Genomic DNA, 12,074 nt, shown 5'->3' on the forward strand with positions numbered 1-12,074 from the left:
ACACTGGGGCCGCGCTGCGGCCCCAGTGCGCTTGCTTACAGCTTCGGCATCTGCCCGATGCGCGCGACCATCTCGCTCACTACCTGCAGATCCAGCATGAACTGCTCCACGGTCTTGAACTCGTTGTCGTTATGCCCGGTGTACTTCACATCAGGCATGGCCAGGCCGAATTGCACGCCGTTGGGCAGGTCATGCACCGAGGTGGCACCCGCCGAGGTGCCGAACTCATGTTTCATGCCCAGGTTTTCGCTGGCCACGGCCAGCAGGGCCTTGACCCATTCGCCTTCCGGGTTGCGGAACATCGGCTCGTCGAGGCTGTAGTCGAAGGCGACCGGGACATGGCGGGTGCTGGTCCATTTGCCCAGTCTGGCTACCAGTTCCTGCTTGATCGTGGCGACCGGCTTGCCTTTCGGGATGCGCAGGTTCACCGCCAGTTTCAGCCCCTTGTCATCCACGCCGACGAAGGTCAGCGAGGCGGTCAGCGGGCCCATGAACGCATCTTCGAAGCCTACGCCCAGCTTCTTGCCCAGGTAGTCCAGGCCCCAGTTGTCGTTGGCATAGCGAGCGGCGTCGGTGAACTGGTTGTGCTTGAGCGGCACCTGTTGGCCCAGGCCATCGATGAACACCAGCATGCGCGCCACCGGGTTGACCCCAGATTCGGGCTCCGAAGAGTGGGCCGAGACGCCGGTGACGGTCAGCAGCACGTCCTTGCCGGCCACCTTGGCGTCGATCTTGAAGTCACCGCCATTGCCCTTCACGTACTCGGCACCGGCCTTGTTCAGGCTTGCTGCCAGTTCAGCCGGCTTGTCGCTGGCCAGGGTGGCTACCGAGGTGGTGGGGATCTGGTTGGTGGCCAGGCCGCCGGTGAGGTGGGTGATTTCAGCGCCCTGGCCGCTGGCGGCGCGTTTGTCGAAGCTGGCCATCACCGTGCCGTAGCCCTTCTCGGCTATCACCACCGGGTAGCCGCCATCGAGCGCCAGGTTGTAGTCGGGCGTCGGGTTGCGCTCGAAGTAGTAGGGGATGGCATCCCCGCTGGTCTCTTCGGTGGTGTCCACCAGCAGTTTCAGCTGCCGGGCCAGGGGCAGGTTTTCGTCCTTGGCCACCTTCAGTGCATACAGCGCCACGACGATGCCGTTCTTGTCGTCTTCGGTGCCACGGCCGTACATGCGGTCACCTACCAGGGTGACCTTGAACGGGTCGAGGCGGGTGCCATCGTCCAGCTTCCAGTTGTCCGGGTTGACCGGCACCACATCGGCGTGGGCATGGATGCCGACCACTTCCTTGCCTTCGCCGAGGGTGATCTCGTAGACCCGGTTGTCGACATTGCGGAACGTCAGGCCAAAGCCTTCGGCCAGGGCTTTGATCTTGTCGGCGATCTTCAGGAATTGCGGGTTCTCGTGCTGCGGCACACCGTCGACGCTGAAGGTGGGGATGGCCACCAGTTCACGCAGGGTTTCGGTGGCGGCCTTGCCGTACTTGATGCGGGTATACAGGCCCAGCAGGCGGTTGATCTCGTTTTGCTGTTCGACGGCCAGGGGTTTGTTGGCCAGGTAGGCGCTCAGCGTATCGCCGAGGTTGTCGGCCTTGGCCAGGTCGCTGCCGTTGAGCTTGCCGATGAACTGCTTGAAGTCCGCAGGGTCGGTGCCGTCGTAGGCCTTGATGATGGCCGCAGATTGTTGCTGGGAGAGGTTGGCCTGGGCCGGCACGCTGAACAGGCCGATACTGGCCAGCAGCAGTGAGGTTGCGGTGAGTTTTTTCAGGTGCATGGGTGCGCGCATTCCTTCGCGAATCGTTGTAGGGAGGTACCCGTTCGAAAAACGGGAAGGTGCCCACGCTAACACCAATGCTCTGCGGTACGGGAGTACCAGAAACGCGACATGTCGCACAAACGAAAAAGCCCCGGGAATAATCCCAGGGCTTTCGAAGATGGCGCACTCGGCGGGATTCGAACCCACGACCCCTGCCTTCGGAGGGCAGTACTCTATCCAGCTGAGCTACGAGTGCAACGCGCACGCATGATACCCATCTGTTTCGGTTGCGTCCATCGCCTTGATCTGTGGCTGTTTTTCCCCGGGGTGATCCTGTGGCAGCGCGCGCTAGCCATTCATAGCGCAATCAGTTCAGGCCGCAGCCCTTCGACCCGGCGCGCCGGTTGCGGCAGGTAACCACCGTCACCGGTGATCTGGTGCAGCACCTTTTCGCGCAGCCCATGCAATGCCACGCCCGTACGCAGCCGCGGGTGCGGCAGATCAATCTCGACCACCGACTTGATCCGCCCCGGCCGTGGTTCCAGCACCACCACCCGGTCAGCCAGGTACGTCGCCTCCTCGGCATCGTGCGTCACCAACAGGGTGGTGATGCCGGCGCGTTCACGAATCGCCAGCAGTTCATCCTGCAGTTGCTGGCGGGTCAGTGCATCGAGGGCACCGAAAGGCTCGTCGAGCAGCAGAATACGCGGGCTTGCCACCAACCCGCGGGCAATCGCGACGCGCTGGGCCATGCCACCGGAAAGCTGGTGTGGGTAAGCCGATTCGAACCCGCTGAGCCCGACCAGCAAAACGAACTCATGCACCCGCCTGGCGCGTTCGCCCTGGGTGAGCAACTCGTTGACCAGCCCCAGGGCGATGTTCTGCTCCACCGTCAGCCAAGGGAACAGGCGGTGTTCCTGAAACACGATGCCGCGCTCGCCACCGATGCCCCTGACCGGCTGCCCATCGACGCGGATGCTGCCGCTGTAGTCGGTGTCGAGCCCGACCAGCAGGCGCAGCAGGGTGGACTTGCCGCAGCCGGACGCACCCACGATGGCGATGAACTCGCCTTGGTTGATCGCCAGGTTGAAATCGCGGATGGCCTCGAACGGTTGGCCATCGACGCTGAAGACTTTACCGACCCCCTCGAAGCTGACCAGCGGCGGGGAGACGTCGGCCTGGTTGGCGGCGGGCAGGTGCGAGGTGTTGAAGGCGTTCATGCAGTTCTCCAGCGCGTGGCGCGCGATTCGAGGCGTTGTCCGAGGGTGCCGAGCAGGGCGCCGACCAGGCCGATCAAGACCATGGCAGCCATCACCTGGTCCATGCGAAACAGCTGTTGCGCACCGATCATCAGGCTGGCGATGCCGCCGTCTGAGGGCATGAAGTATTCCGCGCCGATGGTGCCCAGCCAGGCATAGATCAGCGACAGGCGCAGGCCGGCAAAAATCGCCGGTGCGGCGCCCGGCAGCACCAGCCGGTGTAGGCGTTCCAGCAGGCCCAGGCGCAAGGTGCGGGCCGCCTCACCCAGCTGTGGCGACAACCCGGCGATGCCACGCTGGGTAGCGATCAGCAGCGGGAAGAACGCAGCCAGGGCCACAAACACGGTCTTGGCGCCTTCGCCCAGGCCGAACCAGGCGGTGAGCAGCGGCACCCAGGCGAACAACGCCACCTGGCGCACGGCGGTCAGGCTTGGCCCGAACACGCGTTCGGCATGGTGTGAAAGCCCGAGCAGCACGCCCACCAGCAAGCCCGCGCCGCCGCCAAGGGCCAGGCCGCTCAGGGTACGTTGCAGGCTCAGCAGCAACGCCTCTGTCAGCGTGCCGTCCGCCAGCCCGCTGAACAGGGTCCGCAGCACGCCCAGGGGCGAGGTGAGAATGTTCTGGTCGATCCAGCCAAGGCTGCTGCTGGCCTGCCACAGGGCCAGCAGCGCGGCCGGCAGCAGCAGGCTCTGCCAACCCTTGGGGATGGGGCCGCGCTGTTGCTCGCCGGTGGCGGGTTGCGGCCAGAACAACAGGCGTTTCTCCAGGCGCGAGAAGCCTTGCTCCATCAGCGCTCCGACCAGGCCGATGACCAGGATGCAGAGCAACACCAGGTCGAGCATGAACAGTTGCCGGCCCCACACCATCAGGTAGCCGATGCCTTCGCTGGAGGCCAGCAGCTCCACGGCCAGCAACGACGTCCAGCCGGTGGCCAGGGCCAGGCGTACGCCAGTCAGAAAGGCGGGCAGGGCGGCAGGCAGCAGCAGGCGCAGGAACCACAAGTGGCGTGGCAGGCGCAGGGCCGCTGCGGCTTCACGCAGTTTGGGCTGGGCATCGCGCACGCCAACCAAGGTGTGCAGGGTGACAGGAACCACCACGGCTTTTACCAACACCACCAGCTTGAGCAACTCGCCGATGCCGAAGAACAGCATGAACAGCGGAATCCAGGCCAGGGTCGGGATTTGCGCCAGCGCCACGAAGGTCGGCAGCACCAGCGTCTGTGCCCGCCGCGACGACCCCAGCCAGGTGCCCAGCAGCAGCCCGCTGGCAATACCGACCGCCAACCCCCAGAACAGCCGCTGCAAACTTATCCACAGGTGCCCCCAAAGCTCCCCCGAACCAAACTCCACCGCGCTCTGCCACACCAGCGCCGGCGCCGGCAGTATCTGCTCGCTCATCCAGTGTTGCTGGCTGGCGACCCCCCACAACAGCGCGATCACCCCCGGCAATACCCACGAAAGGTATGCGCCCTTGTAGGAGCGGCCTTGCGTCGCGAAAGGGCTGCGCAGCGGCCCCCGACGCCGCCCCCGCCCCCAATTCAGAATTCCATTCATCGCCATCTCTCAAAGCGTTTTCACGTTATGCACTAATGGAATAAAAAATTAATCAGTGCGCATTTCAAGAGATAAGAACACGCACACCCCGCCTACGGAAGCCCTCTGCCGTTGCGTTTTCCTCATATTTTCCATGCGTTCTCCGCAAGCCCTCCGCGGCCCCGCACACCGCTTGGTTTATGCCTTCTGGTTACTAAAAAATGAAGTTTTGATCTTTGTATGTTCTAACCAGTCCCGCCTAGCTTCTGCCCAAAGCGCCGGCCATCGTCGGTGGCAGCCTGCCAAGGAGCCTTGCCATGAACACCCCCATCCGCCACCTGATCACCGCCCTTGGGCTGGTCTTCACCCTCAACGCTCACGCGCTTGAATCGGCCAAGCCAGAGAGCATCCGCATCGCCGTCCCCGACCTGAGCGCAGGCAGCAAGCACAGTGCCGGCGGCGTGGTCGATGTGTTGCGTGACCAGCAACTTCTAGAGAAGGAGTTCGCCAAGGATGGCATCCGCATCGACTGGCACTTCTTCAAGGGCGCGGGCCCGGTGGTGAATGAGGCGTTGGCCAACGGCCAGGCCGACTTCGCCTACCTGGGCGACCTGGCTGCGATCGTCGGCAAGGCCAATGGCCTGGATACCCGCGTGCTGTCGGCCGGTGTGCGTGGGGTGAAAAGCTACCTGGGTGTGGTGCCGGGGTCTGGCATCAACACCCTGCACGACCTCAAGGGCAAGCGCGTGGCGGTGTTCCGCGGTACCGCCAACCAGCTGTCGTTCGCCAGCGCGCTGGCCAGCCAGGGGTTGTCCGAGCGTGACCTGAAGGTGATCAACCTGGACTTCAACGCCGCCAACGCCGCACTGGCCGCCAAGCAGATCGACGCCACCTGGGGCCTGTCCAATCTGCTCTCGCTGCGTGAACGCGGCTTGGTCGAACTGCCCGTCAGTTCGCGTGACCTGCAAGGCGCCGGCAGCACCCAGGCGGTACTGCTGGGTACCGGCGCGTTCATCCGCCAGCACCCCGACCTGGTGCAGCGCCTGGTCAATGCCCAGGAACAGGCCACCGAGTGGCTGCGCGACGAACACAACCGTGATGCCTACGTCGACCTGGTGGCGAATAACGCCAGCTGGCCGCGCAGCATTCTCAGCGACGACCTGGCCCAGGAAAGCCTCGCGCATTACTTCGACCCACGCCTGGACGCCGACTTCCTGGCCCAGCTGCAGCAGGGCGTCGACCTGGCTGCCAAGGAGCGCCTGATCCGCCGCGGCTTCCAGGTTGCCGACTGGGTCGAACCACGTTTTCTCGACGCCGCACTGCAACAGCAACAGGCCGTGCAGGCCGCCCGCTGACCTTCTGAACCGACAACAACCGTAAGGACCACGACCATGAGCAATGCCGCCCTGGCCACCGCGCCACTCGCCCTTGAACTCGATATTCACCCGGTTGCCGGCCGTATCGGCGCCGAGATCCGCGGGTTGAAGCTTTCTGCCGACCTGGATGCCGCCACTGTAGAGGCCATTCAGGCCGCCTTGGTCCAGCACAAGGTGATCTTCTTCCGTGGCCAGACGCACCTGGACGACCAGAGCCAGGAAGGCTTCGCCAAGCTGCTTGGCGAGCCGGTCGCGCACCCCACGGTGCCGGTGGTAGATGGCACCAGCTACCTGCTGCAGCTTGACGGTGCCGAGGGCCAGCGGGCCAATTCCTGGCACACCGACGTGACTTTCGTCGATGCCTACCCCAAGGCTTCGGTCCTGCGCAGCGTGGTGGCGCCGACGTCCGGTGGCGATACCGTCTGGGCCAACACGGCGGCAGCCTACCAGGAACTGCCCGAGCCGCTGCGCGAGCTGGCTGACAAGCTGTGGGCGGTGCACAGCAACGAATACGACTACGCATCCATCAAACCTGACGTCGACCCGGCCAAGCTTGAGCGCTATCGCAAGGTGTTCACCTCGACGGTGTACGAGACCGAGCACCCGGTAGTGCGCGTGCACCCGATCAGCGGTGAGCGGGCGCTGCAGCTGGGGCACTTCGTGAAACGCATCAAAGGGTATTCGCTGGCCGACTCACAGCACCTGTTTGCGGTGCTGCAAGGGCATGTCACGCGTTTGGAAAATACCGTGCGCTGGCGCTGGCAAGCGGGGGATGTGGCGATTTGGGACAACCGCGCGACCCAGCATTATGCGGTGGATGACTACGGCACCCAGCCGCGGATCGTGCGGCGGGTCACCTTGGCGGGTGAGGTGCCGGTTGGGGTGGATGGGCAACTGAGCCGCACCACGCGGAAGGGGTGAGCCTGTTGGGGCCGCTTTGCGGCCCTTTCCGACCGGTCCGGCGCCCCGGCAAGGCCGCGCCTACAGGGGTATGCCGGTCATACCTCTGTATCACAGGCAATCAACTGCCTGACCAACCCCTGCGCCAACGGCGACAGCCCATACCCCACTCGGCTCACCACCCCATAGCGGGTATAGAACGCCTCTTCCTGCTCCGGCGCCAGGTCTGCAAGCTTCAGCGCCACCAGTCCCCCATCCCGCTGATACGGCCGCAGGTTGGCATTGCAGGCAATGCCGATGGTGTCCGAATGCATCACCACGTTGAGCAGCGCATAGCCGTGTTCGCATTCCACCGAGGGCAGAAAGTCCTGTCGCCCGCTGAGGTCGCTGAGGATCTTGCGAATGTTCGGTGGGCGCAAGGTGGTGGCCAGCGGGTACTCGAACAGGTCCCGTGCCTGCACGGCCGGGCGGGTGGTCAGCGGGTGCCCGGCGCGGCAGCAGAAGTGCCAGCGCTGCGGCGTCAGCTTGTGCACGCGGTAATCCGGGTCTGACTCGAACTGGCGCGTGTCGGCGACAAAGAATTCGATCTCTTCGGCAATCAGCCGACGGTTCAGCGCCTGCCAGTTATCCACCTGAAAACACGTGCGCGCCGCCGGGTATTCAGCCACGAAACGCGCCACCGCCCGCGGCACCAAGCCCCCGGCCGGCGCGGGGCCGGAGCCGAAGCGCACCACACCGGTGGTGGCACCGTTGAACTGGTGGATCTCGTTGACCAGGTTGTGCGCCCCGTGCACCAGCCGGCGCGAATGTTCCAGCACCAGCAAGCCTTGGCGGGTGGGGGCCAGCTCTTTGCTGGCGCGGTCTACCAGTCGGCAGCCGATGTTGTGCTCAAGGGTCTGGATGCTGCGGCTGAAGGCCGATTGCGAGAGGTTAACCGCGGCCGCCGCAGCCACGAAGCTGCGGTGCTCGACCAGGGCAATGTAGTGGCGCAGCTGACGGAGATCGATATGCATTTTCTACATTAAAACCTTCGGTCAAATGCAATTGCTGACAAGGGTGAGTCCCCTTATAAAGGGTCTTACTTATTCCACTAAATATGAATTACAAATATTTATATCACTTAAAAGAATATAAGCCCGACTGACCGCGATTCGGTTCCGCCAACGGAAATGCTCGCCCAGGGCCCATGCCTCAAGGAGCATCAGCATGTCCCGAGTTTCCCGTTGGCCTGCGCGCGCATCGCGGTTCACCCTGCAACCCCTGGCCGCCGGCGTGCTGCTGGCGGCATCCAGTGGCAGCTTCGCCGAAACGCCTGCCACTACCGCCCCCGCCGTGGAGCAGGAAGCCAAACTTGGCACTGTTACCGTCAACGCCCGCCGGCGTGAGGAAACCGCGCAAAGCGTGCCTACACCGATCAGCGTGCTGAACAGCGAAACCCTGGAAACCCAGCGCATCTACCGCGTGCAGGACCTGCAGCAGCTGGTGCCGAGCACCAACGTCGCTTATGTGCATGCGCGTCAGTCGAGCATCTCGATTCGTGGCCTGGGTAACAACCCGGCCAGCGATGGCCTGGAAGGCAGCGTTGGCATCTACCTGGACAACGTCTACCTCGGCCGCCCCGGCATGGCGGTATTCGACCTGCTGGATGTCGAGCAGCTTGAAGTGCTGCGCGGCCCGCAAGGCACGCTGTTCGGCAAGAACACCACCGCCGGCGTGCTCAACATCACCACGCGCAAGCCGACCTTCCACCGCGAGGGCAGCATTCAGCAGTCCATCGGTGAGGACGGTTACCTGCAGACCCAAGGCAGCTTCTCGGGGCCGATCAGCGACACCTTGGCCGGGCGCATCAGCGCTTACCGCAGCGAAGACGATGGCTATGTGAAAAACATCCACAACGGCGACGACCTCAACGGCGGCAAGCGCCAGGGCTTTCGCACTCAACTGCTGTTCAAGCCCAGCGAAACCTTCAACCTGCGCTGGATCGGCGAGTACAACGAAGAAGACTCCAACAACGGCATCCTCAGCCTGTACAGCACTGGCCCCACCCTCAATGGCGTCAACCGCTACGAGAGCCTGGCCGCCCAGGCCGGCGCGACACTGGTGTCGGGCAAGGACCGCAAGGTCAATTTCGACGCCGACCAGCAGGTAACGGTGTTCCAGGGGGGCACCTCGGTAGAGGCCAACTGGACCCTGCCCAATGATTTCACCCTGACGTCGATCACCGCCTACCGCTGGTGGGACTTCACCCCGCGCAACGACGATGGCCTGGACGTGCCGGTGTTCTACAGCGCCGGGGTGTCGGTGCGCGACAAGCAGTATTCGCAGGAAATTCGCCTGGCTTCGCCCACCGGTGGCGCCTTCGACTACGTGCTGGGCGCGTACTACTTCAAGCAGGACCTGGACAACACATCGTTCACTTACTACGGCCCCCAGGCAGATACCTGGAACCTCACTCCGGCTGGCGCCCTGAACAACGTCAACACCTTGGGTGACGGGCACATCGACACCGACAGCTATGCGCTGTTCGCCCAGGGCACCTGGCACGTCACCGACCGCCTCGACTTCACCGCCGGCATCCGCGGCACCTACGAAGAGAAGAGTGCCTGGGTGACCCGCGATGCACCAACCGGCGGCGCGGCGGTCACCGGCGCGGCAGCAGCGGCGCGTCAGGGCCGGGTGGGCGCCTATGACTCGGGCGACCTCAACCAGTACAGCTTCAGCCCCTCTGGCCTGCTTGGCCTGAGTTACCGCTTCAACGACCAAGTACTGGGCTACGCCACCCTGACCCACGGTGAGAAGTCCGGTGGTATCAACCTGACCGTCGGCGCTGCGCCGCGCCTGGGCACTGACTCGCTGCTGGTGGGGACCGAGCGGGTCAACAATGCCGAGGTCGGGGTCAAGAGCACGCTGTTCGACGATCGCCTGCAGCTCAACGCCAACCTGTTCTGGGCCGAAGTGCATGGCTACCAGGCCAACGTGTATGACCAGGTCAACCGCGTGCAGTACCTGGCCAACGCCGGGCGCGTGCGTTCGCGGGGCCTGGAGTTCGAGGCCACGGCGCTGCCGGTGCGCGGCCTCACGGTCAACTTCAACGGCTCATGGAACGACGTGCGCTACACCGAGTACGACGATGCGCCATGCCCGCCAGAGGTCAGCCTGGCCAATGCCACCGCTACCTGCGACCTGTCGGGCCACCAGGTGGTCGGCGCCTCCAAGTACATCGCCAACCTCAATGCCCAGTACAAGTGGCAGTTGGCCGAGCGCATCGAGCCCTATGTCACCGCCAGCTATGCCTTCCGCTCCAGGGCGGTGGGCACCATCGACGATTCCGATTTCGGCCAGATCCCCAGTTACGCGCTGGTCAACCTGTCCACCGGCGTGCGCCTGGACCAGGGCGACGGCGTGCTCGACCTGTCGCTGTGGGTGAAAAACGCCGGCGACAAGACCTACTTCACCAGCCTGTGGAACTCCGCCAACGGTGGCTATGCCGGGGTACTCGGCACGCCTCGCACCTTCGGCGCCACCGCCCGTTACGACTTCTGAGCACAAGGAGCTTTGCCATGAATGCCAAAACCGAAACCCCCGCACTGCCTGAAGGCGCCTGCCTCACCGCCAAGGTCCCTGCACCCGATGCGGCACTGTTGGGCGATGTGCTGGTCAACCCGTACCGCCTGGCCCCGCTGACGGCCATCATCCGCGACGGCGGGCGCGCACTGAGCGCGGCCCATGTGCGGGTGCTGGGCCGGGGCGAGCGGGGCGTGGATATCGCCTACGAGGTGTCCGACCGCTCGCTCTGGACCTATGGCGGCATCCCGGTGTTCGGCCTTTACCCCGACTACGTCAACCAGGTGGAAGTGACCTACAAGCTCGACGGCGAGCGCATCCGCGAGCGTTATCAGGTCTACGCGCCGGCGGTGCGTCTGCCGGTGGTGGCCAGGCAGACTGCGGCGTTGCCTGAGGTCGAGCCGGTCAAGGTCGCGCCAGGCTTCGAGCAGCGCCTGTACCTGTTCAACCACCTGCAGGGTGATATCCCCGGTGGCCGGGCCTTCAAGTGGAATGGCCTGGGGGGGGCGGCCGAGTGGGACCAGGTGGGCAACAACTGGATCGCTGACACTAATGGCGACGTGCGCTGGTACCTGGACATCGAGCAGATCCACGATTCCAACCGCCGTGACGGCCTGGGTGGCACCATGGGCTTCCAGCAGACCCGCGATGGCAAGTTGATCTGGGGCCAGGGCCAGACCTACTCCAAGTACGACCTGCTCGGCCGACGTATCTGGCAACGCAGCTTGCCGGACAAGTTTGCCGACTTCTCCCACGAAATCCGCGAGACCGCCAACGGCAGCTACCTGCTGCGGGTGGGCACCAGCGACTACCGCCGCCCGGACGGCAAGCGCGTGCGCTCGATCCGCGACCACATCATCGAGGTCAACGAGGCGGGGGATGTACTGGACTTCTGGGACCTGAACCAGATCCTCGACCCGTACCGTGGTGACCTGCTGGAAACCCTTGGCAAGGCTGCGATCCAGCTGCCCTACGGGGTGCAGAAGCAGGACGACCGGCTGGCCAACGAGCTGGCCGAAGGCGACCTGCCGTTCGGCGACACCCCTGGGGTGGGTACCGGGCGCAACTGGGCGCACGTCAATGCCATCGATTACGACGCAGATGACGACAGCATCATCGTTTCAGCACGCCATCAAGGGGTGGTGAAGATTGGCCGCGACAAGGCGGTGAAGTGGATCCTCGCCGCGCCCCAAGGCTGGCCGCAGCGGCTGCGGGACAAGGTGCTGACGCCGGTTGAAAGCGAGGGCTTTGACTGGTCGTGGACCCAGCACACGGCCTGGCTGACCGGCAAAGGCACCTTGACCGTGTTCGACAACGGCTGGGGGCGTGACTTTGCCCCGACCAAACTGACCGGCAACTACAGCCGCGCGGTGGAATACAAGGTCGACGAGGCCAAGGGCACGGTCGAGCAGGTGTGGGAGTACGGCAAGCAGCGCGGTGACGAGTGGTACAGCCCGGTGACGTCAGTGGTGGCGTACCGGCCCGAGACCGATACCCAGTTCATTTACTCGGCTTCGGTGAATTTCCTCACGCCAGAGAAACTGACCACTACGGTGCTGAACGAGGTACGGCGTGGGACGCAGGAGGTGCTGGTGGAGTTGAAGGTGCACAGCCGCCAGCCGGGGAGCGTGGGGTATCGGGCGTTGGTGATCGACTTGGCCACGGCGTTTTGAGGTTTGATCGTTTTGTGATCAG

The 12,074-nt window shown here is 64.3% G+C and carries 8 protein-coding genes and 1 tRNA gene; 4 read left to right on the forward strand and 5 right to left on the reverse strand.

What is annotated here, in order from left to right; genetic code table 11:
- Positions 1-35: 35 nt before the first annotated feature.
- The 4 genes from CKW22_RS20505 to CKW22_RS20520 all read right to left on the reverse strand — a co-directional run bounded on the left by CKW22_RS20505 (position 36) and on the right by CKW22_RS20520 (position 4,560).
- Entirely contained in the window at positions 36-1,766 is a 1,731-nt protein-coding gene (locus CKW22_RS20505) for a dipeptidase (RefSeq protein WP_095064939.1), read from the reverse strand.
- Positions 1,767-1,927: 161 nt separating this feature from the next.
- Positions 1,928-2,004: transfer RNA gene (locus CKW22_RS20510), tRNA-Arg, on the reverse strand.
- 100 nt (positions 2,005-2,104) lie between these two features.
- On the reverse strand, positions 2,105-2,968 hold the full coding sequence (locus CKW22_RS20515; protein WP_050506186.1) for an ABC transporter ATP-binding protein: 864 nt from the start codon (positions 2,966-2,968) through the stop codon (positions 2,105-2,107).
- Positions 2,965-4,560 carry an ABC transporter permease gene (locus tag CKW22_RS20520; RefSeq protein WP_256577326.1) on the reverse strand — a complete coding sequence of 532 codons (1,596 nt, stop codon included), beginning with the start codon at positions 4,558-4,560 and terminating at the stop codon, positions 2,965-2,967. The genes CKW22_RS20515 and CKW22_RS20520 overlap by 4 nt, the downstream gene beginning before the upstream one ends.
- Before the next feature lie 296 nt (positions 4,561-4,856).
- On the opposite strand from CKW22_RS20520, the gene CKW22_RS20525 reads away from it, so the two are divergent.
- Together CKW22_RS20525 and CKW22_RS20530 are read left to right on the forward strand one after the other, a co-directional pair.
- A complete protein-coding gene (locus CKW22_RS20525) occupies positions 4,857-5,894 on the forward strand; it encodes an ABC transporter substrate-binding protein (RefSeq protein ID WP_033703279.1) in 1,038 nt (345 codons plus the stop codon).
- A 36-nt stretch (positions 5,895-5,930) separates the two neighbouring features.
- Positions 5,931-6,836, forward strand: a complete 906-nt coding sequence (locus CKW22_RS20530; protein ID WP_095064941.1) for a TauD/TfdA family dioxygenase — start codon at positions 5,931-5,933, stop codon at positions 6,834-6,836.
- Positions 6,837-6,913: 77 nt separating this feature from the next.
- Here the strand turns inward: CKW22_RS20530 and CKW22_RS20535 are convergent, their stop codons facing one another.
- Positions 6,914-7,828, reverse strand: coding sequence for a LysR family transcriptional regulator (locus tag CKW22_RS20535; RefSeq protein ID WP_095064943.1), 915 nt, complete (start codon positions 7,826-7,828; stop codon positions 6,914-6,916).
- 193 nt (positions 7,829-8,021) lie between these two features.
- Here CKW22_RS20535 and CKW22_RS20540 point away from each other — a divergent pair, with 193 nt between their 5' ends.
- Positions 8,022-10,358, forward strand: coding sequence for a TonB-dependent receptor (locus tag CKW22_RS20540; RefSeq protein ID WP_033703275.1), 2,337 nt, complete (start codon positions 8,022-8,024; stop codon positions 10,356-10,358).
- Between the two features lie 17 nt (positions 10,359-10,375).
- Entirely contained in the window at positions 10,376-12,052 is a 1,677-nt protein-coding gene (locus CKW22_RS20545; RefSeq protein ID WP_047582885.1) for an aryl-sulfate sulfotransferase, read from the forward strand.
- Positions 12,053-12,074 lie beyond the last annotated feature (22 nt).

Source organism: Pseudomonas sp. Irchel s3f19, from assembly GCF_900187555.1.
Lineage (GTDB): Bacteria > Pseudomonadota > Gammaproteobacteria > Pseudomonadales > Pseudomonadaceae > Aquipseudomonas > Aquipseudomonas capeferrum.

Excerpts from the sequence above, each read along its gene's own strand:
- CKW22_RS20540 (WP_033703275.1), top strand. The coding sequence starts at position 8,022 with ATGTCCCGAGTTTCCCGTTGGCCTGCGCGCGCATCGCGGTTCACCCTG.
- CKW22_RS20515 (WP_050506186.1), bottom strand. The coding sequence starts at position 2,968 with ATGAACGCCTTCAACACCTCGCACCTGCCCGCCGCCAACCAGGCCGAC.
- CKW22_RS20525 (WP_033703279.1), top strand. The coding sequence starts at position 4,857 with ATGAACACCCCCATCCGCCACCTGATCACCGCCCTTGGGCTGGTCTTC.
- CKW22_RS20530 (WP_095064941.1), top strand. The coding sequence starts at position 5,931 with ATGAGCAATGCCGCCCTGGCCACCGCGCCACTCGCCCTTGAACTCGAT.
- CKW22_RS20535 (WP_095064943.1), bottom strand. The coding sequence starts at position 7,828 with ATGCATATCGATCTCCGTCAGCTGCGCCACTACATTGCCCTGGTCGAG.
- CKW22_RS20520 (WP_256577326.1), bottom strand. The coding sequence starts at position 4,560 with ATGAATGGAATTCTGAATTGGGGGCGGGGGCGGCGTCGGGGGCCGCTG.
- CKW22_RS20505 (WP_095064939.1), bottom strand. The coding sequence starts at position 1,766 with ATGCACCTGAAAAAACTCACCGCAACCTCACTGCTGCTGGCCAGTATC.
- CKW22_RS20545 (WP_047582885.1), top strand. The coding sequence starts at position 10,376 with ATGAATGCCAAAACCGAAACCCCCGCACTGCCTGAAGGCGCCTGCCTC.